Source organism: Stenotrophomonas sp. FBCC-B152 (assembly GCF_059134105.1).
This window is the reverse complement of record NZ_CP101442.1, coordinates 1,666,849-1,689,879: the sequence shown is the minus strand read 5'-3', so window position 1 is coordinate 1,689,879 and position 23,031 is coordinate 1,666,849. Positions and strand designations below refer to the sequence as shown.

The following is a 23,031-nucleotide window of genomic DNA, read 5'->3' as shown; positions in this document are numbered from 1 at the left end:
TCGCCTGAGCAAGAGATCGTCCAGGCCCTCCCCTAGTGCCGCAACAGCCGGCGCCCCAGGTACTGACCTAGACTGAAGGGCACGTCACCTCGCTGCGAAGCAACGTCAGCCGCTCAAGATGGACGTTTCAGAATCACAGTCAGTTTGTTGATCTCTGACTGAGAGAATGGCCACCCCGCCAGCAACTCCGCATCATGTGAGGTGGGGCATATGCGCTCAGCGGGCTCGCCAGATGCGTCCAGGAATGACTCCGGTCGCAGCGAGTTTTGTGGAAGGCTCCCAATCGCAGGGCTAGCCTCCGTGCTGAGCACGGAGGCACCACCGCACTAGCTACTTACGCCGACCTATCCACGCCGAAATGGAGCTACGAAGCAATCTAATGGCCCAGACTGCGACAACCGACGCTCCGATGAGGCCTGTGACTGAGTCCAGCCACGTCACGTCCCAGATCATCCCCACGACAAGTGCAGTAATTGCGAGTGCCGTTACAGCGGTGTCCGTAGCGACGTGAAGATAGGCCGCACGAAGATTGGGACTCCTGCGCGCATCGGCCCCCTTCTCGTCAGCATGGCGCTCATGCGGAACGTGGCAGTGATCAACCGCAGCACCTTCGCGATGGTAGGCAGAATGTAGCCACCGCGCTGAGAATATATTTGTAATCAAACCCGCAACGGCGATGGCAAGCGCTTCTGAGTACTGAACAGCCTCTGGCGCATGGAGACGCTCCGTCGATTCATAGGCCATCGAAGCGGCAATCCAAAGCATGATCATCGCGCTTACGCTCGCCGCGATGAGCTCAACCGCTAGCACCCGAGCCGCGCGCTCTGGGCGGCTCTGATTCCGCTCAGCGTACCAAGCGATAGAAAGTGCGAACAGGAGTACCAGCACGTGAGAGCTCATGTGCCAGCCATCTGCGAGAAGAGCCATCGAGTTGAAGGCCCATCCTCCAGCAATTTCGACGGACATCATGACCGCAGTGAGAGTCGCGGCCTTCGTAATTGCCCGTGCGTTGCCGGTGCTCTGTACGCCCTGCAGAGTCCGCTCGTGCATTGCGTTGGGGGGAAGCAAGGACATGGTCGAAGACTCCAGGCTCTGAGCGAAAATGTATACGCCGGTGGCGTACTGTCAGGAAGTACCGCCCCTTGCATGCAAGGGGCGGCATTTACACTGCTTAGGAGAGAACGCCGCTGAGTCGTGCAGCATGCGCGGACAGCGCATCCATGAGCGGCGGGTTCAACACGTCGTACGGCTCCAGGGACAGAGCCTTCAGGCGGCTACGGACGCCGTCCATCTGTTCCGGCCTTGCGCCGCCGCCTTCGATGATCGAAGACACGAATGCGGCGAAGCGCGGTTCTTCCCAGCCCTTCTGTTCGGACAGTTCAACGTGAATGAAGTCCAGGCCGTAGAAGGCATGGGACTTGTTCTCGATGCGGCCAAACATGTGGACACCGCAGTCCTTGCACGCGTGGCGCTGGATGGTCGCAGCCGGATCGACAATCGCCAGCTTGTCGGCATTCGCCGTGATCGAAACGGTATCGCGGGGAACGACACCGACCACGGAGAAGATGGCGCCTTCCGGCTTCCAGCACTTGGTGCAACCACAGGCATGGTTGTGGGCCACATTGCTTGCGACGGAGATCTCAACCGGCTTGTCAGAGCACAGGCACTTCAGCGTGCCGCCCTTGAAGCCGGCGGTTCCGGCAACGACGCCGGAATCGACCGAGGGATGGATAGTTTGGTGTTGCATGGACTTAAACTCCTATTGTTGGAAGTGCAGCACCGGTTGCCCGGTGCTGCGGTGCATCAGTAGTTGATGACAGTACGAATGGACTTGCCTTCGTGCATGAGTTCGAAGGCTTCGTTGATTGCTTCCAGGCCCATCGTATGGGTCACGAACGGAGCCAGATCGATCTCACCCCGCATGGCGTCTTCGACCATGCCAGGCAGCTGGCTACGGCCCTTCACACCACCGAAGGCGCTGCCAATCCAGCGACGACCGGTCACGAGCTGGAACGGACGGGTGGAGATCTCCTGACCAGCACCGGCCACACCGATGACAACGCTCTGGCCCCAGCCGCGGTGTGCACACTCCAGCGCCGAACGCATCACATTGACGTTGCCGATGCACTCGAAGCTGTGATCGACGCCCCAGCCGGTCATCTCAACGATGACTTCTTGAACCGGACGGTCGTAATCCTTCGGGTTCACGAATTCGGTTGCGCCGAACTGCTTGGCCAACTCGAACTTGGACGGGTTGGTGTCCACTGCGATGATGCGACCAGCCTTCGCCTGACGAGCACCCTGGATCACCGCCAGGCCGATGCCACCGAGGCCGAACACGGCCACGCTGTCACCTTCCTGCACCTTGGCCGTGTTGTGCACCGCACCAATGCCAGTGGTGACACCGCAACCGAGCAGGCAGACGTGCTCCGGATTCGCTTCCGGATTGATCTTGGCCAGAGAGACTTCGGCCACGACGGTGTACTCGCTGAAGGTCGAGCAGCCCATGTAGTGATACAGCGGCTGGCCGTTGTAGCTGAAGCGGCTGGTGCCATCAGGCATCACACCCTTACCCTGGGTGGCGCGTACGGCAACGCACAGGTTGGTCTTGCCGCTCTTGCAGAACAGACACTCACCGCATTCTGCGGTGTACAGCGGGATGACGTGATCGCCGGGCTTCACACTGGTCACGCCCTCGCCCACTTCGACAACGATGCCGGCGCCTTCATGGCCCAGCACCACCGGGAACAGGCCTTCAGGGTCATTGCCCGACAGGGTGAATGCGTCGGTATGGCAGACACCAGTGCTGGTGATCTTCACCAGTACTTCGCCCTTCTTCGGCGGAGCAACATCGATTTCGACGATCTCGAGCGGTTGACCGGGACCGAATGCAACGGCTGCACGGGATTTCATGTGAGTTCTCCTTGGGTGTAACGAGATAAGTGCGACAACGGTCTTTGGGGCGAGCTTGATCAGTGGTACATCGGGCGCGCCGCCCCTGGCGCCGGCTCTAGAACGCGTTTCAATCAGGTCGAATGCGCCTACAGCATTCTTCTTGGCGAGCTGTTGGGACCAAGTATTGGACTTCGATGGATTGCTGTATATGGAACAGATTGGATTTCATAATTCCTTGCGTTGGAATTGTTGACTCGCAGCTCCGCCCCTCAGCTCGCCCGCATCAATGCAACTTGAGGCGAGGCTCCGTACTCCGTCCCAATGCGTCTGCCAGCATGCGCGCAACCACCCGGCGTGTACCGAACAGGCTCCTCTGGTGCATGCGATACAGTGAGATGTAGAACATCCTGGCCAGCCAGCCCTCGACCTTGAATGACCCCATGAGGTTACCCATCAGCGTGCCAACGGCGCCCTCCCTCGACAGGGACACCAGCGATCCATAGTCTCGATAGGTGAAGCTGGGCAGCGGGCGTCCCTCGATACGGCGGGTAATCGCCTGCGCAAGGAAGTGAGCCTGCTGATGAGCGGCCTGTGCCCTGGGGGGAACGTTTGTACCGCTGTGTCCATTCGGGCAGGCTGCACAATCCCCGAATGCGAAGATGTTCGGATCCTGCGTTGTCTGCAGCGTTTCAGATACCTCGAGCTGGTTGATGCGATTGGTCTTTAGGTTCCCGAGGGATGCAAGGAAGACGGGAGCACGGATGCCCGCCGCCCATACCTTCAGCCTCGCAGCAACCTTGATGCCATTGGCGAGTTGCAGGCCCTCTTCATCCACTAGGGTCACAGCCGAGCCACACATGACACGAACGCCTTCATGTACAAGTCGCTCGGCGACCGGCAGGCTCACGCGCTCTGGCAGAGCTGGCAGCACTCGCGGACCAGCCTCGATAAGCGTGATTTTCAGATTCTCGGGAGAGATCTTGTCCAGCCCATAAGCGCTAAATTGCCTTGCAGCATCACGCAGCTCGGCCGCCAGCTCGACACCGGTGGCGCCGGCGCCGACGATCGCAACCTCCAGTGTTTCTGACTTGCCGCGCGCTTGCGCGCCCATGTACTCGCTCAGCAGCCGCTTCTGGAAAGCAATGGCGGCATCGGGATCGTCCAGGAACAGGCAATGATCCGCTGCACCGGGAGTTCCAAAGTCGTTCGTTCCGCTACCCACGCTGATCACCAGGGTGTCGTAGGAGATCGAGCGACGGGGCGCAATAACGTTGCCCTCCTCATCGTACAGTGGGGCAAGCTCGATCTTTCTGGACTTCTGATCCAAACCCGTCATCCGCCCCAACTGAAACTGGAAGTGATTCCAGCTAGCCTGGGCGAGATAGTTGAGCTCACTTTCTGCGGCATCCAACGCGCCTGAGGCAACCTCGTGAAGAAGTGGCTTCCACAGATGCGTCATCCGAGCATCGACAAGAGTGACTTTTGCTCGCCCTGAGCGCCCGAGCTTCCGGCCCAGCTGCGTAGCCAGCTCCAGCCCTCCGGCCCCACCACCAACAATGACAATACGATGCATTTTGATTCCCCAGGTATTTGAGTTGCCAGCGACGCCCACGAGCACTTCATGGCCCAGGCATCTAGACGTTGGTTAGTTCAGGACCTCAACGGAATGGAAGCGGAGCTGACCATCCCAATCCTTGTCGACGGCTACCTGCGCTCGTGCACGGCTTGCTTCGAGCGCTGCGAAGTCAATGTCAGCAATCGCCCACTCCTGATCGTCGGAGGTCGCTGCGAGCACGCCGTCACTGGGGAAGCCATGGTCCATCGGTGAGAGGATCATTGCCTCACCGGTGTTGACATCAAGCGCTTCACTCCAGTCGGCGACGCCAGCGGTGACCGCCTTTGCCACGAACATCCGATTCTCAAGCGCTCGCGCTCGGCACCCAACATCGACACGGGTGGCACCGGCGTCGGTGTCGGTGCAACTTGGCACCAACAGCAAGCGCACCCCTGCCTCCTGCTGGAGGCGAACAGGAAGCGGAAATTCGCTGTCATAGCAAACCGCAATCCCGACACGCTTTCCGTCCTGCTCAAACGCCGCGATGCGATCGCCAGGCTCGATGACAACTGCCTGCTTCTCGAAGCCAGTAAGCTGAAGCTTGTCCTGCCATCCGCTGCGACCATCAGCTGTGAACCACCAGGCACGGTTGCGATACATCCCATGGGATGTTGCGGTGAGGAACGTTCCTGCCTGGATGGTCATTCCCAGTTCGACAGCCAAGGTGCTATAGAGCTCACACCATGCGCTCTGATAGATCTGGAGCGACTCCAGGGTGGACCTCAGGCTAAGCTGAAGAGCTTCTGGAAGAGTCGAACCCAGTTCCAGCGACAGGTATTCCGGAAGTACTGCAAGCTCAACTCCTTGTTCCCGTGCGTCATTCAGAATTCGGCGCTGGCGCGCAGCGAACTCGGCAAAGGTCTTCGGACGACCGATCACGTACTTAGCTGCTGCAATCTTCATGTAACGTCCTCCAAGGAACGGAGCCAAAGTGAAAGTGTCTGCTCGGTTTCGTGCGTGGCCCCATGCTGCCGCCAAGGAAGAGCGACCTTCATCGCGCTCTGTTGTGCATACCCACGGCGAGTCCAGAAGCCTTCATTGCTTCGATATCCAGGTGGCCTAAGCGGATCAGTCTCCGACCGAACCACCGACGCGAAAGAAGACCACTTGAAGCCCTTTCGTCGGGCTTGCTCCTCTCTTCGATCAAAGAAGACGTGGCCCAAGCCAGCTCCTCTGTACTCCGGCCTCAGTACGGACTCCCCGCAGTAGAAGACTTCTTCTGGCCGGGGACCGTGCTCCTGGAAGGGACGAATGAAAGCGGCATCGGCGCTCAACAAAGGAAGGCCAGTCGATGCACCTACAACGTCCCTTCCATCCCTGGCCAGGACAACGATGCCCCCGTCAGACGTCGCATAATTGCGGAGGTAGTGACGCTCATAGTCCATGTCTCCTTCGTACAGGTAGGGATAGCTACTGAATATCTCGATCCGCAACTGAGCGACGCGATCGAGCCAGTCCTCGATTTCGGTGCCGACCAGTACCTCTACTCGCACGTTGGTAGCCATTTCAGGGCGCCTTGTGGACCTGGGAAATCCAGTCCTCCAGGTTGTAGTAGTTGGTGACGCGCGCAATCTTTCCATCACGGATGTCAAAGAACGCGCCACCGGGAAGAACATAGATCTGCCCTGCCGCTGCAGGGAGACCTTCGTCCGTGTGGTGGTAGAGTCCGTGCACCACGTACTCCGCGCCGGCACGCGCACCATCGCTGCTGTACATCACCACGATGTCGTGAAGCTGCTCGCTGTAGCAGGAATCCATGCGGCTCAGGAACGCGCGGAATGCGTCGATCCCTACTTCGCGACTCCCCTGATTTAGATCGTGCACAACGTCATCAGTGAGCATCGAGAGCATCGCGTCGCGATCACCGCGGTTGAATGCCTGGTAGTACTCTTCGATGTAGTTGAACTTGCTCATCAGGTTCTCCGGTCAGGTGAGGGTGTGGAGGAATTCTGGAGACCTGAAGAATTGTTGTATATGGAATTGATAGGATTTCATAATTCCCTGAAATGGAATAATATGAGCCCAACGACCATGGGGGCCTTGAGATGAACAGCGAGCTGGATCTTCTAAAGACGTTTAGGGCCGCGGCTGAGGCGCCGAGCTTTCGTGAGGCCGCTGTTCGACTGGGAAGCTCTCCTCAGGCCATCACCCGAGCGATACAGGCCCTTGAAAGTCATTACGGGGAGCTGTTGTTCCACCGAAGCACACGCCAGGTTCGCATCACGGCCTTTGGGGAGGATCTCTTACATCAGCTGCGGCCGGCGCTTGAGGGCTTAGACAAGCTGTGGCGCCCGCGAACCAAGGCGACGGCCTCACAGATTGTGGGCACAGTCCGAATTAGTGCCCCTCACAGCATGGGCTCCAGGGCAGTTCTTGCCGCCTTGGATACAGTGACCCAAAGTCACCCGGGAATTGTCTTGGACGTTCGCTTAAGCGATCGGGTTGCAGACGCTGTCGATGAAGGGATCGATGTCGGAATCCGCGTCGGCTTCATGCGTGATAGCAGATTCATTGCGAAGAAGGCAGGAGAGATGCGACTGCACATCGTTGGCTCCCCCGCACTTGTAGAGAGAATCGGAGCACCAGCGGAGACTAGCGAGCTCTCGCGGTTTCCACTGGTTGCATCGGTGGACATCAATACAGGCAGGCCCTGGCCCTGGTACCTGGCTGGAGGCGTACAGGTGGCGCCGACAGCACCGGTCTTCATTGCAGACAATGCCGACATGGAGATGGCAGGGGTCATTGCGGGCTTGGGGTTTGCCCAACTTGCTGATTACATGGCTGCCCCACTCATTCAGTCAGGTGTTCTGCAGCGTGTGATGGAAGAATTCGATCCTGCGCCGTGGGGCTTGTACGTCTATCGGCCTCAACGCGGCCCAGTCTCACCTCGCGTCAGAGTAGTTTTCGATGCACTCCATTCCGCCGTCGGAGCACTACCAAGCCTTACGCAGATGGCGCCCTCCCCCACCTCGGCCCTAACGCCATCCAAAGCAGGGAAGCGCTAATGCCGAGTCGCTTGGCCGCTCTCTGATACGGGATCTGGCCGCCATGAGCGCCAGGGACGCTCATGGTGGCCAAAAGAGCGTCGGGTCAACCCGCGCGGGCGAGTTCCTCAGCCAAGAAGGGGGCGGTACGGCTTCTCTTCACGCGAGCGACCTGTTTTGGAGTTCCTGCCGCCACGATCTGCCCGCCCGCATCACCGGCACCTGGACCCACGTCGATTACCCAATCCGCCTGAGCAACGGCACGCATGTCGTGCTCAATCATGACCACCGTATTGCCGGCATCAACGAGCCGCTGGAGCTGCACAAGCAGCCTATCCGCGTCCGAGGCATGGAGGCCCGTAGTGGGTTCATCCAGGACATACAGTGTCCGCCCGCGCTGGCTTCGTTGAAGCTCTGTGGCCAGCTTGATGCGCTGCGCTTCACCACCCGATAGCTCGGTAGCCGGCTGGCCCAGTCGAAGGTATCCAAGGCCAATCTCCTTCAGCAACTGAAGTGGGCGAGCGATCGCGTCCTCATCGCCAAAGAATTCACGTGCATCCTCGACAGTCATCCGCAGAACGTCTGCAATGTTCTTACCGTTCCAAAGCACCTTCAGCGTAGCTTCGTTGTATCGCGCACCGTGGCACGTTGGGCACGGTGCATAGACGCTAGGCATAAACAGCAGCTCGACGCTCACGAACCCCTCCCCTTCGCACGTCTCACAACGTCCCTTGGCCACGTTGAAGGAGAATCGACCTGCGTCGTAACGTCGACGCCGCGCATCTGGTGTTGCGGCAAACAGCTTTCGAACATGATCGAAAAGGCCGGTGTAAGTCGCGAGATTCGATCGCGGCGTCCGTCCGATTGGCTTCTGATCAACCTGGACGAGACGCTGAATAGCATCGACATCTCCGCCGAGGTGTCCCCCTGTCGTCTCGATGACGGTTGGCCCGTCTGCTGCCCCCGTTTCCACCGCGTCGTCTTCAGGCTCGTGTCCAAGTTGAAGCATCATCAGCTCCGGCAACGCTTGGGCGACGAGGCTGGACTTGCCCGATCCCGAAATCCCGGTCACCGCGGTGAGGATGCCCAGAGGTATCTTCGCATCAATGCGCTTCAGGTTGTGACGCTGGATGCCCTGAAGTTCCAGCCAACCACTCGCTTGACGCTCTTGGCCACTAGGGGGCGGGACCTTGTCAAAGAGGTACAACGCGGTACGTGACTCGTCGATGTCACGAAGACCATCCGGCTCTCCGCTGTAGAGCACTTTGCCGCCCCGCTCTCCCGCCTCAGGCCCAACATCCACCAACCACTGGGCACGGCGCATCAGCTCCAGATCGTGCTCCACAACAAATACGGAATTACCACCGTCGCGGAGGCGGTCCAAGGCGTCATAGAGAGCCTGGCTGTCGGAGGGATGAAGACCTGCCGACGGCTCGTCCAACACGTACACCACGCCAAAGAGCAGCGAGCTCAACTGCGTGGCGAGTCTCAATCGCTGCAGCTCGCCAGCGGACAATGTCGGCGTAGCGCGATCCAAAGTTAGATAGCCAAGCCCAAGGCCACGCAACTGACTGATTCGGCTCATCACTCCACTAGCGAGGCGCTGCGCGGCCAGGCGCTTCTCCTCCGACAGCGCTGAGGTGCGGCGGACGTCAGGAGACACCGCGTGGACCGCCCGCCCACTGGCCGCCCTATCGGCGCGATCACGACGGGTGGCTTCCTTGTTCGCCTTGCCCCCGCCAGCATGAGCACTGAAGTCTCCTTGAGAAATGGGCTCGAGCAGGGAAGCCAGTTGGTCAAGAGGCATCTGCATGAATTGACCAATGCCCACACCCGCAAATGTCACTGACAGCGACTCTGCCTTAAGGCGCTTGCCATGGCAGGTGGGACAAAGCTTACCCTCCATGTATCGCGATACGCGGCGCCTCATCAGGGCACTTTGCGTGTTAGCAAACGTGTGCAGGACATACCTACGGGCGCCAGTGAAGGTTCCCATGTAGCTCGGCTCAGTTTTACGCTTCAGGGCCGCACGCGTCTCCGCCGGCGTGAACCCAGCATAGACCGGCACAGTGGGCGACTCCTCGGTAAACAGAATCCAATCGCGGTCTTTCTTGGGAAGGTCCTTCCAAGGCCTATCAATGTCGTAGCCCAGCGTCACCAGAATGTCGCGAAGGTTCTGCCCGTGCCATGCAGGTGGCCACGAAGCAATGGCACGCTCACGGATGCTCAGCTTTGGATCCGGCACCATGAGGGCCTCTGTCACCTCGTACACATGGCCAAGGCCATGGCAGGTCGCGCATGCGCCCTGGGGAGTATTGGGTGAGAAGTCCTCGGCATAAAGCATAGGCTGATCAGCCGGATATGCTCCCGCGCGGGAATACATCATACGAATGAGGCTGGATAGCGTGGTGACGCTACCCACCGAAGATCGCGCATTGCTGGCACCACGCTGCTGCTGCAGCGCTACTGCCGGCGGGAGTCCATCGATGGAGTCAACATCAGGGACGCCTGCCTGATCGATTAGGCGTCGAGCATAGGGAGCAACGGACTCAAAGTACCTCCTTTGAGCTTCCGCATAGATTGTCCCGAATGCAAGAGATGACTTCCCGGAACCGGATACACCGGAAAAGACGACCAGTGCGTTGCGAGGAATTGAGACATCAACGTCTCTAAGGTTGTTCTCACGCGCACCGCGCACCTCTACAAGGCCGCTTGCTGCGACACTGCAGGAAGCTTCACCGAATGTGGCGTTTGGCATGTGCATGTCTCTGTAGGTTGTAGACGTTAAGTTCAGCTGGATCACTGGCCCGAAGAGGGATCGGCTTCGGTTTGCGATGCCTCTTCATCCAAGGCTCGCTGCCATGCCTGTCTCTCAGCCAAGGCGCGCTCAGCTCCCCGATCAGTGGGCCGATACCAGTTCGGCCTCTCCACACCCTCCGGCAGGTACGTCTGTCCAGCTGCGTAGCCGTCTGGCTCATGATGCGCGTAGCGATATGCTTGTCGATACCCCATCTGCCTCATAAGCTTCGCTGGAGCATTCCGAAGATGCATGGGAACTGGTAATGATCCGTGCTCCTTGACGAAGGCCCTTGCTAGATCCCAAGCCGCATAGGACGCATTCGACTTGGGGGAGAGCGCCAGATAGGTCGCAGCCTGGGCCAAGACAATTTCACCTTCAGGAGAGCCAAGTCGCTCATACGCCTGCGCAGCGTGGATGGCCAAGTGCAGAGCGCCCGGATCAGCATTTCCGATATCTTCGCTTGCCATAACAATCATTCGACGTGTGACCTGGCTCACGTCCCCGCCCCCATCCAGAATGCGCGCTAGCCAGTAGAGGGAGGCGTCGGGATCAGAGCCACGCAGTGATTTGTGAAACGCGGAGAGCTGCCAATAGAACTCGTCCCCGCCCTTATCGAATCGACGCAGTGACGGGCTGGTGGAGCGCTTGGCAAACTCAAGATCCACCTCTTCCACCCGCTTCTCAGAGGCCGCAGTTGAGACCTGCTCGAGAAGATTCAGGAATCTGCGGCCATCACCATCAGCGAAGCCCTTCAGCAGCTGCAATGCGGGATCGGAGAGGTCAACGCCTCGCAAGTGAGGTCTGGCGCGTTCGTAGAGCTTCTCAAGATCTGCGTCAGACAGAGGCTCAAGTGTGTACACCTGCGCGCGCGAAAGCAGCGCCGAGTTAACGGCCAGTCCTGGATGCTCTGTGGTGCCGCCCACCAGCGTGAGTAGCCCTGATTCAACGTGAGGTAGCAGCGCATCCTGCTGGGCCTTGTTGAACCGGTGAATTTCGTCGACGAAAAGTACCGTGGAGCGACCGCGGACGTCGAGTTCGGCCCGCGCATCATCAATGGCCTGCCTGATGTCCTTTACCCCGGCGAGTACGGCGGAGATCGCAATGAAGTGACTGTCAGTCACCATCGCTGCGAGGCGCCCCAGGGTGGTCTTACCGACGCCCGGGGGCCCCCACATGATGAAGGAGTGCAGACTTCTTGCTTCAAAGGCAAGACGCAAAGGCTTCCCCGGCCCCAGCAGGTGTTGCTGCCCAACGAACTCGTCGAGAGACTTCGGTCGTAGCAGTTCGGCCAGTGGTGCCCTTGGTTTCGCTGTGAATAGATCTGCCAAGGTGTTCTCCTTCGGGAAGTCAGTTGCGAGTGTGCATTCAGAGCGTCTTGGCCCCTATTTCAGCTTCCCATCCAATGAGCCGCTTGTGGCATTGCTTGCTTTTTCACGGAGGATGATGCGAGCCCCTCTGTATCCAACGCTGTGATTCCATACCCAGCTCATTGCGACGCTCAGGCGATTTCGCACTCCGATAAGGAAGTAGATGTGAGCGAGCTTCCAGATCCACCATGCGATTCCTCCGCTCAGCTTTAGCTTCCCCATATCGATTACTGCAAGGCTGCGTCCAATCGTGGCGAGGTTGCCCTGGTGCCGGTACTTGAATGCAGCGGTCCTCCGCGCCCCTGTTATCAGCCCTTCAATCTGGCCCGCGACGTACTTGCCTTGCTGCTTGGCCGCCGGCGCGATTCCAGGAACGGTCTTTCCGTCCGCAGTGGCTGATGAAGCAGTGTCCCCGATCACGAAAATGTTGGGGGAACCAGGCACCGTTAGATCAGGGCCGACGATTGCGCGCCCCGCCCGATCTGATTCGGTGTCGAGCCAACGTGCGGCTGGAGACGCCTGAACTCCCGCTGCCCAGACGATTGTGGATGCCGCCAGCTTCTTGCCATTGAGCATCACCCCATCAGAGGCGCACTCGGTGACAGGGGCCCCCAACAAAACGGATACCCCAAGCTTCTCGAGGGCGCGCCTCGTGTACTCGGAGAGCTTTTCAGGAAAGACGGGGAGCAGCCGCGGACCCGCCTCAATGAGAAATACCCGGGTTTTGCTGGGATCAACTGACCGAAAGTCATCCTGCAGCGTGCCACGCGCCAGCTCCGCGATGGTTCCGGCAAGCTCGACACCTGTAGGCCCACCACCAATGATCACAAAGGTTTGAAGGGCCTCTCGAACCTCGGGATCATTGCAGAGCTCCGCTTGCTCGAACGCGCTCAAGATCCTGCCTCGAATGGTTGTTGCATCCTCCAGGCTCTTCAGGCCTGGAGCGTACTTCGACCATTCGTCATGCCCAAAGTAGGCATGTGTTGCTCCCGTAGCGAGCACAAGGGTGTCGTAAGGGTATCGAGTGCCGTCCTGAAGGATCACTTGGCGGGCAGCTTTATCCACACCCTCGACCTCCGCCATGAGGGTTCTGACCTCCGGGCGGTCACGGAACAGATAGCGGATCGGCCATGCGATCTCCGACGGTGACAGTGACGCACCAGCCACCTGGTAGAGCAGCGGCTGGAACAAGTGATAGTTCCGCCGGTCAATGATTGTTACATCGACATCCACTCCTTCAAGGTGCGTGGCGGCCTCCAGTCCGCCGAAGCCCGCCCCAACGATCACAACTTGATGACGATTTCTGGAGGTCTTGATCACGGCAGCACTCCTTGGTTAGGTGTTCAGCGCCGATGCGTGGTGCTTGAGATGATCGGCAATGAAGCTGGAGATGAAGTAGTAGCTATGGTCGTAACCATCGCGAAGGTTCAGCGAAAGCGGATGATTCACCTTGGCGCATGCATCTTGAAGCAGTTCGGGGCGGAGCTGATTCTGCAAGAAATCATCGCTGAGCCCTTGATCCACGAGCAGGGGCAGGCGCTCCTTTGCATCTGCAATCAGCTCCACGGCGTCATACTGCCGCCACTGCTCCTGATCTCCCCCCAAGTAGGCCGAAAACGCCTTCTGGCCCCAAGGAGCCTGGGTGGGTGCCACGATCGGAGAGAAGGCGGATACGCTGCGATAGCGACCTGGATTTCGCAAAGCGATGACCAAGGCACCGTGGCCGCCCATTGAGTGGCCGCTAATTGAGCGAGCCTGGCTAACAGGGAAGTTCTTCTCAACGAGAGCAGGCAGCTCACTTACAACGTAGTCATACATGCGGTAGTGGTCGGACCACGGTGCCTCGGTGGCATTGACGTAGAACCCCGCACCTTGGCCGAGATCGTAAGCTGGATCATCCGCGACGGACTCTCCGCGCGGACTTGTATCCGGAGCAACGATGGCAATGCCATGCTCAGCAGCGAGCTGCTGCACTGCAGACTTGGTGATGAAGTTCTGCTCTGTGCACGTCAGGCCAGAGAGCCAGTAGAGAACAGGTACCGGGCCGCTGGACGCCTGCGGAGGGAGATAGACTCCAAACTTCATGGTGCAACCAAGGCTGGATGATTCATGCTGGTAGACGTCCTGCCATCCACCGAAGCTTGCGTGACGCTCAATGCGTTCCATTGTTCTTTCCTCTGAGTTGAATTTGATAGGCCATCTATCGCGAATCGAATGTGGCCTTAAGCGAGGCTTTAGGCCTTGTCCTCGACTGCCGAGTCACCGTGTGCATGCCTGATCCTTCGGACAATCCACCAAATCAGCAGCAATACAGCGGGAACCAAGATCGCAGTGACGGTTGCTGCGATGTCATGCGTCCCAGGCAAACCCTTGAGCAGGTATGCGAGAAGACTCACGACGTAGTACGAGATGGCGGCCACCGACAAACCTTCCACCGTCTGCTGCAGGCGCAGCTGAACCTTCGCCCGTTCATTCATGGACGCCAGTAGGTCGCGGTTCTGCCGCTCGAGCTCAACATCAATCCACGACCGGAGGAGCGAGATCGAGCGCGTCAACTTGTCTGAGAGCTTCCCCTGTCGCTCCTTCACTGACTGGCAAGTTCGCATGGCCGGTGCAATCCTTCGATACAAGAAGTCCGCCCAGGTGCTATAGCCGGCAACTTGATCCTCCGCCAACGCATCCAGTCGCTCTTCAACAATTTCGTAGTAAGCCCGACTTGCACCAAACCTATAGAGATTTGCCGCGGCGTCCGCCTCCAACTCTGCAGCCAGGCTGGTCAAATCCGAGAGGAGCACGTCACTGTCACGACGTCCGCCGGAGGCCCTGCGCATCTCTTCAGTAATTGCAGCCAGACGCGCCTCCATGCGACGAAGATTCGACGTCATGGAACGAGTCAGCGGTAGCGCTAGGAGGGCAAGCGTTCGGTATGTCTCGACCTCGAGCAGTCGTTGCGCCAGCGCTCCTGCCCGCGCCGGAGTCAGGTCGCGATCAAGGATGAGCATGTGGGTTAGCCCTTCCTCGTCTTGACGGAAGTCGGTCACAATGGCCGCGGCACCGTTCTCAACCAGCGAGTAGCAGCGGCTGACGGGATCAAAGCAATCTATTTCCTTCTCCGCCTCCGCGGTCCAAGGCAAAAGCCTGACGCTAACAGCCGAGATCACGGGTCCTGGCGGCTTGAATCCCTGTCTAAACGGGTTGTCCCCACAAGGCTCACCTGTTTCTGAGCTCAGTGGTGCGCTCCAGAGGTAGGAAGAGAACTCAGTGTGCTTCTCGCAGTGCAGATCACCCTCATTCCACGTAAGCGCGTGATGAGGTGTGGTGTGATCCTCGACTGCAGCCCCCATACGACCTGAAAGATCGTCGATCGCGGCACGATCTCGACTCATGTCCCCTTCTGTCATGAAGGAGAGCTGGAGAAGGCTTCGCGGAGACTGGGTGAGAAGGTGCGGTCGCGCATGGACTTCCTCAACGGCGGCGCGGCGGTCCGCGTGCGCCGGCATCCCATATACGTAGCCTTCTGCTGGCGTGCCTGCAGCTTGGCTCAGGCCGGATGGGTCATTCATACATAGCCTCAAGAATGGATGATCTTCTAAACACCGCTCACGGGAGGTCTATCACTTGCTTGTGCGATAGCTCAGCGAAAGGTCGTGTGGTGGAGCCGGCTCTGGTGTAGGGCGGTAGTGGGAACCACAACAAGCTGGGAGGACAGCACCGCATAGATCGCAGGCCCTTGCTCTCCCACCTTCCAGCCAGGCGCGGACCGCATGGGAGTCGCAACGAGGCTGGAAGCTCACTTCAAAGGGCCTCCCATGACTCAGTCAGATGCCGAAGGCAACGATGCCGACAGAGATTGCCCGCTCCAAGAAATACAGACAGGCGCAACTCGACTGACATCATCCAGCATGCCTTGGAGCCTCCTGGAAAGGCCTCAACGTCCTAGTCGTGACGCCCTAACCCACGAAGGGGTTAGGAATGGCGGGTTCTACTTGGAAATGAAGTAGTTCGGACACCCATAGATTGCCTCCTCTACTTAGTACTAGCGCCATCAAGCAATGTCGCGAACTGACTAACGGAGATAGGAGCGGACAATAGAGATGGTCTCGTCAATCGACTTCCTTTGAGAGTCGGTGTGGGTGTCGCTATGCGGGAACTCTTCACGCAGATAGCTCTCCAGAACCGTCGCCATCAAACCATTGACCGCCCCGCGCACAGCAGCAAGCTGCTGAAGTACTGCAGCACATTCCGCCCCGCTCTCCAGAGCCTGCTCCAATGCAGCCACCTGTCCGCTGATCCGACGTACGCGGGTAAGGGCCTGCTTTTTCTCCCGAGGGCTGTGAGGCATTGCGCACCTGTCCGTATCACATGAGGGAACGATACTATACTCCCCGATAGTATGCAAGCTAGCAATCTGCGAGGGTCTTTAACTCCGTCAACTGAGTCTGCGCCTGATTTCGAGCCGCCGCCAGAGGCCAGTGACAGACCCCTCCCGCCCCACCCCCACACCACAAAAGGCGGGCTCCTGTAGGAGCCACGCCCCACCACTCGAAAGAGTGGTTACATGTAGATGAATTGGCGGTATAGCTTGTCTAGCTCCAGCCTGACGAACTCGATCTCCTCCTCGTCCCCGGCATCAGAGAGCTCCAGAAGCTGTCGCTCCTTTGATGTAATTCGATCACAGAGGTCTTTTAGGTTGGCGCAGAACTCCGCTGAATGGGCTTGCGACCGGTCAGGTCGAGCCTCTGTTGATCCCAACATTCCGCGAGACGTTGACGGGGTGATGCCGAACTCCTCATTGAACGCGATCTGATGCTGTCGCCTGTCATCAGTCTCAGAAATGGCCTGCCGCATCGCACTAGTGATCGTATCGGCATACATGATCGCCTTACCGCGCGAGTTTCTTGCGGCTCGTCCAATCATCTGAATGAGGGCCTGGCTCGACCGAAGGAAGCCCGCCTGGTCCGCATCAACGATAGCGACCAGAGAGGCCTCAGGAATATCGAGCCCCTCTCTCAGCAGGCTGATACCCACTAGCACATCGAACTCGCCGGCCCTCAGCCCATTGATGATCTCAACTCGATCCTCTGCCTTGATATCCGAGTGCATGTACTTCGCACGCACCCCTTGATCCTCGAGGAACTCGCACAGCTCCTCAGCAGACACCTTTGTCAGCGTGGTCACCAAGACCCTGTCGCCCTCTCGTACACAACGGGCGATCTCTGACAGAAGATCGTGCCTGTAGCCCTCCCTCGGCCTCACCTCTACCAGCGGATCGAGCAAGCCAGTGGGCCTGATGAGCTGGTCAATCAATCTTCCCTTGGATCTCCCAATCTCATAGGCGCCAGGCGTAGCCGAAACGAAGATCGTCTGGGGCTTGATGGCTTCAAACTCAGAGAAGCTAAGCGGTCTGTTGTTCATCGCCGAAGGTAGACGGAACCCGTACTCGATTAGAGTATCCTTCCTGCTCTGATCGCTCCTGAACATCGCCTCGATCTGAGGAACCATGACGTGCGACTCATCAACAAATAGCAGGCCATCCTTCGGGAGGTAGTCCATGAGTGTCGTCGGCCTAGCTCCTGAAGGCTTCGAGTTCAGGTAACTGGAGTAGTTCTCCATGCCAGAGCAATATCCCAGCTCCCTCATCATCTCCACGTCGTTCGTGATCTTCTCGTAAAGCCTATTTGCCTCAACGATTCGACCAGATGCGTTGAGCTCCGTCACCCTGGCCTCCAAATCCTTGAGGATGGCCTTCGTAGCCTCATTGATTTCTGTTTTGGGGCTTGCGAAGAGTGTCTTTGGAGAAACGAGGTAGCGCGTCTCATCGCCAAGCTTCTTCCCTGTAACCGCATCAATCCAGGTGAGCGACTGCACTCTCCCCTCGTCCGTGAGCTCTACTCTAATTGCCTTGTACTCAGAGTCGGCGGGAAAAATATCGACCACATCGCCAGACACACGGAACGTGCCACGCTTCAGGGTCCGCTCAGTCCTGTCGTACTGAAGCGATGCAAGCCGACGCAGGAAGTCCCTCTGATCCAGTTCGATTCCAAGCGCAAGCTCAACCTGCAGATCCCGGTAGCTCTGTGGGTCTCCCAGTCCATAGATTGAGGACACCGAAGCGACAACAATCACGTCTCTACGCTCAATCAGAGACTTCGTAGTCGATAGTCGAAGCCTCTCAAGGTGATCATTGATGGCTGAGTCTTTCTGGATGTAACGATCGCTACCTGGGATATAGACCTCTGGCTGGAAGAAGTCGTAGTAGGAAACGAAATACTCCACGGCGTTCTCGGGGAACAGCGCCTTCATCTCCCCGTAGAGCTGAGCAGTCAACGTCTTGTTTGGCGCAAGAATGAGCGTGGGTCGCTTCAGCCGATGGATCACATTGGCCATCGTGAAGGTCTTCCCTGACCCTGTAATTCCCTTCAAGGTCTGATGTGTTGCTCCCTCCTCGATGCCAGCAATTAGCCTGGCAATCGCTTCGGGTTGATCCCCGGCCGGCGTATGATCCGAATGCATTACGAACATATCTGTTGACATCACTTACGCTCCTACTGGCTCATTCTTGATCGTTAGAGGAACTATTCCCGTCTCACAGACTCCATCCCATATGTGCGAGCGGAACCAAGGGGGCTGTACGAATGCTATCTTTGGGCGAGTTCCTTTCAGGTGAGCCTGGCAACCCATGCCTGACTAGCGCTAGGGCGTGAGCTGGCATGTCCTTACATGCCGGAGCGGCCTCAGAAGTGCACCCGCCGCCCTCCGCTCACGCCTCACTCCTCCCTACCTGGCTGCTGTACCGACTCCTGATCGACCGCAGTCAGAGCCAGCGTTGACATTAGCTCTGTCTCGATCGTCCTCTGCATTGAGTAGATCGGGAGCGCGTTCGGCGCGGAACTGAATGGCTCCTCCAGCTGACGGCCCAGCGCATCGAGACCAAAAAACGTGTACGCCACAATGAGCACCGGTAAAAAGGTCCACCACCCCAATGTTCCTGCCAGCGCAAAAGGAAGTGTTGTGCAGAATACGATCGCAGTCCGGTGAAGCAGCAGCGAATACGAGAATGGAATCGGAGTATTGAGTATCCTCTCGCACCCCCCCTGGATACGAGCCAAGTTGGCAAGCTGCTTATCCATCACCGAGTACTGAATCGAGTCGATCCTTCCCTCATGAGCCAGATGGGCAAGCTTCAAGCCAATGCCCTGGAGCACAGCGTCCGTCGGATTCGGGCCTTGTGATGCCTTGCCAATATCCCACCAAGGTGCGATCGCATGGGCTTCGTCGGCCCGGCGCAGTCGAGAATAGAGGCCAGCACTGAAGCCACACAGGCCTCGCAGGATCTGTGCTCGGCTGTTTGGATCCAGCAGGGACGTCTGCCTGGCTATTGAGCGACACGCTATGACCAGGTCACCCCAAAGGTGCCTCGCCTCCCACCATCTGGAGTAGCAAGCGTTGTTTCGAAAGCTCATGAATACGGAAAGTGCGATACCAATGAGCGTGAACGGAACGGCACTGAAGCGAGCAAAGATTCCTGGATGCTCCGTTGATGCGAGCACCGCTCCTGCGGTCACAATGCTAATCAGTAGTAGATGCAATGCGATCCTGGGCAGGATGGTACCCCTGACGGCAAACGCAACGTCCCACAACGTCGGCTGCCTTCGCATTCTCGTTTCAACATCTGGGAGACGGTGTGTCATGCCAACCTCTGATTCATTGATCGACTGCTGGCGTCGATACGCCTAGGCAACAAATTCCTTCCACTTGAGTTCGAAATGCGAATGACATCACGCCGTTCGCATGACACTGCTACAGCAGGTCTAAAGCAGTTCATCGTCGGCAGCCTCGGGCATCCATAGTTCAATGACCGTCCCTGTCAGGCCGGTTCTCACTACCGACAGGCTGCCACCGTGGCGGTTGGCAAGCATCTGACTGATGGAAAGACCCAGCCCAGTACCTTGACGATGTTTGGTCGTAAAGAATGGCTCAAAAATTCGGACCAGAATGTCCTGAGGAATGCCGCTTCCAGTATCTGAGACTCGCAAAGCGACGCCAGGGTGACCATGAACGTCGTCAACGTCCAACGTCGCCAATCCCAGCGTTCCGCCCTTCTGCATGACATAGATTGCATTGATCAGGAGGTTCACAAGAATTTGCTGCAGCTCGCCCCGATTGCCCGTTACGAGCCGTGTGGACAGGAAGTTCTTCTCTATCTTCACGGGATGGCGCTTGATGAGGTGTTGAATCAGGGGCAGCGTCTCCAACATCAGCGTGGCAGGCTCTAACAGCTCACTATGACCGGAGTACTCACTGGGCTTGGAGAACTGCAGCAACTTGGAAACAATGGTGCTGATACGCCCAATTTGATCCTCAATGAGGTCAATCTCTTCTCCAAACCCTTGACCCGCGGGCTCCCTGATCGAGTCACGCAGAAGCTCGAGGTTCCCCTGCATGACGGCAAGCGGATTGTTGATCTCGTGCGCTATTCCTGCTGCGATCTCGCCAATTGTTGCCAGCTTCTCAGTGACAATCAGGTGCTGGGTCGTCTCTTCCAACCGTCTATTGGCTAGTGCGAGACCAGCAGTTCGCTCCTCTACCCTGGAATTGAGCTCCTCGTTCCAGGCGACCAGCTGCCGTTCCTTCTCTTCCAGCTGACAGAGCAGCTGGTCCAAGTGCGAAGCGACACGTCCGATTTCATCATTGGATGCCCCTGCTCCGGAGCGAGCACTGCGGTCGCCCGCCTTGACCCGTCCAATTGCCTGATCCATCCGCTCAAGTGGCTTGAACACGCCGCGAGCGATGTACAGAAAAAGGGGTACGGTGATGACTGCAACAAGGAGGCAACCGAACACGATCGCTCCGATGGAATTTCGACGGGCGGTGGTGAATGGCTCCTCCAGAAAGCCCACGAAGAGCATACCAATAGGTACGCCCCGGCCATTGAGAATGGGCATATAGCCGGCAATGTACCAATCATTGACTACGTAGGCTCTCGCCTGCCAGGTCTTTCCCTGGCCCAGCACGGCCTCGGCCACTTCAGAAGACACCCGTGTCCCCGACGCTGGGTTCCCTCCCGCCAACAACGCGTTGGTGCTGATGCGGGTATCACCAAGGAAGATGGAGGCTATCCCTGTTGCGCCAGTACGCAGGGCCTTATCTCGGTAGACAAGATCAGTGATCTGCTTGATGAACTCGGTGTTGTGGTTCAGCAGAGTACCCGCAATCAAGACGCCAACCTGATTGTTTGGAAGTGCAACCGGCGTTGCAGCTTGAATCATTAGGCCCCGCTTCTCACTCTGGGCCGAATCGACAGGATTCCTTGCGTTATGCGGACGAATGACCTCGGCCCGTGCGGCGAGCTTTGGGGAGATCTCCATCAGATCGTCCCGGCTTACCACCCCCACCTCCACGCTGGACGCTCCCTTCAGGGCCTTTTCGATGACTGACCAGTCCAAGTCAAGCTCAGCTGGCGAGGCCGGCTCACTACTAGCCAACAAGCGACCGTTTGAATCCAACAGTGCGATGAAGTCTAGTGAACCACCTTGGGCTTTCGACGCTAGTAGGCTGCCAAGCTCTGCATTCTTGTTGACCCCCTGGCTAATGACGCCATGGAAGCTCTGCGAATCAGCAATCGCAGCCAGCGTCGCGCGGTCGTTGACGAGCAGCTGGTTCATGTACTGTCCCGCAACTTTCAGGTCCCCGCCAACCTTCGAGGCGAGCAGTCGGTCGAAGCGCAAATCCCATTGGTAGATGAGTCCGCCGACGATAGCCGGCAGGATCACAAACATTGGAAGGATCGCGATTAGAAGCAGGCGGAAGCGAACTGAGCGCGCTCGGTTCATTGCAGATTCCTAGGCTGATACATTCCAACTGGAGCACTTACGATCAATCGTCTTTCGCGATATGCCCAAGATCGTGGCCGCTCTTTCGCGATCTCCGCCAGTCTCACGAAGCACTGCAAGGATGTGCCTGCGCTCGACCTCCGAGAGCAGCCGGCTTCGTGGGTCAGAGAGTGACTCCAACCGCTCAAGCTGAGTCGGAAAGTGTCCGAGTATCAGGCTACGCTCAACGTAGTTGTGAAGCTCGCGGACGTTCCCGGGCCACGAGTAGCTCTGAAGATATGCCCGGATCCTTTCGTCGATCGGAATCGGTTGAAGGCCAAGCTGCAGCCCCAGCTCACGCATGAAGCCCGCCGCCAGCTCCAACACATCAGCGCCGCGGTCATGAAGGCGAGGAAGCGACACCTCGAGAACGTTGATGCGATAGTAGAGATCCGACCGGAATGTTCCATTCTTCACTTCCGCAACCAAATTCTTGTTGGTTGAGAAGATGAATCTGACATCGATCGGAATCTCCCGATCTGCGCCAACTGGTCGTATCCGTCTATCTTCAAGCATCCTTAGCAGCTTTCCTTGGAGAGCCAAGGGAAGATCAGCGACTTCGTCAAACAGCAATGTTCCGCCTTCTGCATAGGCGACCAGTCCTTGGCGAGACGAGTTCGCTCCACTGAACGTTCCTTTGAGACTCCCGAACAGTTCAACGTCAATCAACTCGCTGGGAACAGCTGCACAATTTATTGGAATGAAAGGATGAGATGCCCGTGCGGACAACGCGTGCAGCGATCTTGCGGCAACCTCCTTTCCAGAGCCGGATTCTCCAGTGAACAGCACGCTACTGGGCAGTGGTGCGACCTTCGCGATCAGATCCTTGGTGGCCTGAATCGCACGCGAGCTACCTGTGAGCCTGTCTCGAAGCGCAGCTGGTGCACCGGAGCCATGTAGCTCGTGACGGAGAATGGCATTCTCCCGCCGTAGGCGACCGCGTTCCAGGCAGCGCGATATAGCGGCCAGCAACTGATTGGTTCTGAAAGGCTTGAGAAGAAAATCAGCCGCTCCCGCGCGGATAGCGCCGATAGCGGAATCCAAGTCTGCGTACGCAGTAATCAGAATGAAGTCGGCCAAGACCCCTCCCCTGCGCTGGTCCTCCAGCCACGCGATGCCACTCTTCCCTGGCAACACGTTGTCCACAATCACGATGTCAAAGTGGCGCTCCGTCAGATGCTGCTCCGCTTCAATGGTGTCAGCTGCAGCTTCCACAACTTTGCATCGCGGTCGCAAGGCACGAACCAAGAAGCTACGCATGCCAGGTTCGTCGTCAACGATCAGTATCGATGAGCGCGCAAGGTCCGGCCATGCAAGATCGCCGTTTGCGCGCTCTTCGGAAGATTGGTTGGCGCTCTTTGGCGTCATGTTTCCCTCAGTACAATTGAAGCGTGGCTAGTTCCGTCGATTCGTGTTCGAGTTCATTTCGATCTTTCGACCGCTAGATGACGGGTGACATATCGAACAAAACACCCCCTCTCACGACGTAGGACGTTGT

Annotated in this window: 18 protein-coding genes; 1 reads left to right on the top strand and 17 read right to left on the bottom strand. The window is 58.0% G+C overall.

The genetic code is table 11. The features are described from left to right. Positions 1-330 precede the first annotated feature (330 nt). The 7 genes from NMB40_RS08015 to NMB40_RS07985 form a co-directional block, all read right to left on the bottom strand. Complete coding sequence (locus NMB40_RS08015; RefSeq protein ID WP_049400906.1) at positions 331-1,074, bottom strand: cation diffusion facilitator family transporter; 744 nt, start codon at positions 1,072-1,074, stop codon at positions 331-333. A gap of 97 nt (positions 1,075-1,171) precedes the next feature. Then, complete coding sequence (gene gfa / locus NMB40_RS08010) at positions 1,172-1,747, bottom strand: S-(hydroxymethyl)glutathione synthase (RefSeq protein WP_005413334.1); 576 nt, start codon at positions 1,745-1,747, stop codon at positions 1,172-1,174. A gap of 56 nt (positions 1,748-1,803) precedes the next feature. Further along, the gene (locus NMB40_RS08005; RefSeq protein ID WP_005413335.1) at positions 1,804-2,913 is read right to left on the bottom strand and encodes an S-(hydroxymethyl)glutathione dehydrogenase/class III alcohol dehydrogenase; all 1,110 of its coding nucleotides are present in this window, start codon (positions 2,911-2,913) and stop codon (positions 1,804-1,806) included. Positions 2,914-3,178: 265 nt separating this feature from the next. Continuing rightward, a complete protein-coding gene (locus NMB40_RS08000; protein ID WP_037590709.1) occupies positions 3,179-4,468 on the bottom strand; it encodes an NAD(P)/FAD-dependent oxidoreductase in 1,290 nt (429 codons plus the stop codon). Between the two features lie 72 nt (positions 4,469-4,540). Next, positions 4,541-5,413, bottom strand: a complete 873-nt coding sequence (locus tag NMB40_RS07995; RefSeq protein ID WP_017354476.1) for a carbon-nitrogen hydrolase family protein — start codon at positions 5,411-5,413, stop codon at positions 4,541-4,543. Further along, the gene (locus tag NMB40_RS07990; protein ID WP_017354477.1) at positions 5,410-6,015 is read right to left on the bottom strand and encodes a GNAT family N-acetyltransferase; all 606 of its coding nucleotides are present in this window, start codon (positions 6,013-6,015) and stop codon (positions 5,410-5,412) included. Before NMB40_RS07990 ends, NMB40_RS07995 begins: the two co-directional genes overlap by 4 nt. A 1-nt stretch (position 6,016) precedes the next feature. Beyond that, positions 6,017-6,424: a ketosteroid isomerase-related protein gene (locus NMB40_RS07985; protein WP_017354478.1), complete on the bottom strand. Its 408-nt coding sequence runs from the start codon at positions 6,422-6,424 to the stop codon at positions 6,017-6,019. A gap of 131 nt (positions 6,425-6,555) precedes the next feature. Here NMB40_RS07985 and NMB40_RS07980 point away from each other — a divergent pair, with 131 nt between their 5' ends. Beyond that, the gene (locus tag NMB40_RS07980) at positions 6,556-7,515 is read left to right on the top strand and encodes a LysR family transcriptional regulator (protein ID WP_017354479.1); all 960 of its coding nucleotides are present in this window, start codon (positions 6,556-6,558) and stop codon (positions 7,513-7,515) included. Positions 7,516-7,600: 85 nt separating this feature from the next. Here NMB40_RS07980 and NMB40_RS07975 read toward each other — a convergent pair whose 3' ends face one another. The 10 genes from NMB40_RS07975 to NMB40_RS07930 all read right to left on the bottom strand — a co-directional run bounded on the left by NMB40_RS07975 (position 7,601) and on the right by NMB40_RS07930 (position 22,901). Then, positions 7,601-10,252 carry an excinuclease ABC subunit UvrA gene (locus tag NMB40_RS07975; RefSeq protein ID WP_494360674.1) on the bottom strand — a complete coding sequence of 884 codons (2,652 nt, stop codon included), beginning with the start codon at positions 10,250-10,252 and terminating at the stop codon, positions 7,601-7,603. A 41-nt stretch (positions 10,253-10,293) separates the two neighbouring features. Beyond that, positions 10,294-11,622, bottom strand: coding sequence for a replication-associated recombination protein A (locus NMB40_RS07970; protein ID WP_005413341.1), 1,329 nt, complete (start codon positions 11,620-11,622; stop codon positions 10,294-10,296). 54 nt (positions 11,623-11,676) lie between these two features. Beyond that, positions 11,677-12,981: an NAD(P)/FAD-dependent oxidoreductase gene (locus NMB40_RS07965; protein ID WP_026070508.1), complete on the bottom strand. Its 1,305-nt coding sequence runs from the start codon at positions 12,979-12,981 to the stop codon at positions 11,677-11,679. Positions 12,982-12,996: 15 nt separating this feature from the next. Then, the gene (gene fghA / locus NMB40_RS07960) at positions 12,997-13,827 is read right to left on the bottom strand and encodes an S-formylglutathione hydrolase (RefSeq protein WP_017354482.1); all 831 of its coding nucleotides are present in this window, start codon (positions 13,825-13,827) and stop codon (positions 12,997-12,999) included. A 68-nt stretch (positions 13,828-13,895) separates the two neighbouring features. After that, positions 13,896-15,224 carry a DUF3422 family protein gene (locus NMB40_RS07955; RefSeq protein ID WP_026070509.1) on the bottom strand — a complete coding sequence of 443 codons (1,329 nt, stop codon included), beginning with the start codon at positions 15,222-15,224 and terminating at the stop codon, positions 13,896-13,898. 503 nt (positions 15,225-15,727) lie between these two features. After that, entirely contained in the window at positions 15,728-16,003 is a 276-nt protein-coding gene (gene frmR, locus NMB40_RS07950) for a formaldehyde-responsive transcriptional repressor FrmR (RefSeq protein WP_017354484.1), read from the bottom strand. A gap of 212 nt (positions 16,004-16,215) precedes the next feature. Continuing rightward, complete coding sequence (gene uvrB / locus NMB40_RS07945) at positions 16,216-18,195, bottom strand: excinuclease ABC subunit UvrB (protein WP_017354485.1); 1,980 nt, start codon at positions 18,193-18,195, stop codon at positions 16,216-16,218. Positions 18,196-18,428: 233 nt separating this feature from the next. Then, positions 18,429-19,352 (bottom strand): bestrophin family protein, encoded by a 924-nt coding sequence (locus NMB40_RS07940; protein WP_227832955.1) that lies wholly within the window; start codon positions 19,350-19,352, stop codon positions 18,429-18,431. 120 nt (positions 19,353-19,472) lie between these two features. Continuing rightward, on the bottom strand, positions 19,473-21,494 hold the full coding sequence (locus NMB40_RS07935; protein WP_494360673.1) for a cache domain-containing protein: 2,022 nt from the start codon (positions 21,492-21,494) through the stop codon (positions 19,473-19,475). Positions 21,495-21,503: 9 nt separating this feature from the next. Continuing rightward, positions 21,504-22,901, bottom strand: a complete 1,398-nt coding sequence (locus NMB40_RS07930) for a sigma-54-dependent transcriptional regulator (RefSeq protein ID WP_026070510.1) — start codon at positions 22,899-22,901, stop codon at positions 21,504-21,506. Positions 22,902-23,031: the final 130 nt, after the last annotated feature.

What these genes read in the sequence shown, in the direction of transcription:
- gfa (WP_005413334.1), bottom strand. Translation starts at nt 1,747, where the DNA reads ATGCAACACCAAACTATCCATCCCTCGGTCGATTCCGGCGTCGTTGCC.
- uvrB (WP_017354485.1), bottom strand. Translation starts at nt 18,195, where the DNA reads ATGTCAACAGATATGTTCGTAATGCATTCGGATCATACGCCGGCCGGG.
- NMB40_RS07980 (WP_017354479.1), top strand. Translation starts at nt 6,556, where the DNA reads ATGAACAGCGAGCTGGATCTTCTAAAGACGTTTAGGGCCGCGGCTGAG.
- NMB40_RS07985 (WP_017354478.1), bottom strand. Translation starts at nt 6,424, where the DNA reads ATGAGCAAGTTCAACTACATCGAAGAGTACTACCAGGCATTCAACCGC.
- NMB40_RS07940 (WP_227832955.1), bottom strand. Translation starts at nt 19,352, where the DNA reads ATGACACACCGTCTCCCAGATGTTGAAACGAGAATGCGAAGGCAGCCG.
- NMB40_RS07955 (WP_026070509.1), bottom strand. Translation starts at nt 15,224, where the DNA reads ATGAATGACCCATCCGGCCTGAGCCAAGCTGCAGGCACGCCAGCAGAA.
- NMB40_RS07935 (WP_494360673.1), bottom strand. Translation starts at nt 21,494, where the DNA reads ATGAACCGAGCGCGCTCAGTTCGCTTCCGCCTGCTTCTAATCGCGATC.
- NMB40_RS08005 (WP_005413335.1), bottom strand. Translation starts at nt 2,913, where the DNA reads ATGAAATCCCGTGCAGCCGTTGCATTCGGTCCCGGTCAACCGCTCGAG.
- NMB40_RS08000 (WP_037590709.1), bottom strand. Translation starts at nt 4,468, where the DNA reads ATGCATCGTATTGTCATTGTTGGTGGTGGGGCCGGAGGGCTGGAGCTG.
- NMB40_RS07930 (WP_026070510.1), bottom strand. Translation starts at nt 22,901, where the DNA reads ATGACGCCAAAGAGCGCCAACCAATCTTCCGAAGAGCGCGCAAACGGC.
- NMB40_RS07995 (WP_017354476.1), bottom strand. Translation starts at nt 5,413, where the DNA reads ATGAAGATTGCAGCAGCTAAGTACGTGATCGGTCGTCCGAAGACCTTT.
- NMB40_RS07975 (WP_494360674.1), bottom strand. Translation starts at nt 10,252, where the DNA reads ATGCCAAACGCCACATTCGGTGAAGCTTCCTGCAGTGTCGCAGCAAGC.
- NMB40_RS07990 (WP_017354477.1), bottom strand. Translation starts at nt 6,015, where the DNA reads ATGGCTACCAACGTGCGAGTAGAGGTACTGGTCGGCACCGAAATCGAG.
- fghA (WP_017354482.1), bottom strand. Translation starts at nt 13,827, where the DNA reads ATGGAACGCATTGAGCGTCACGCAAGCTTCGGTGGATGGCAGGACGTC.
- frmR (WP_017354484.1), bottom strand. Translation starts at nt 16,003, where the DNA reads ATGCCTCACAGCCCTCGGGAGAAAAAGCAGGCCCTTACCCGCGTACGT.
- NMB40_RS08015 (WP_049400906.1), bottom strand. Translation starts at nt 1,074, where the DNA reads ATGTCCTTGCTTCCCCCCAACGCAATGCACGAGCGGACTCTGCAGGGC.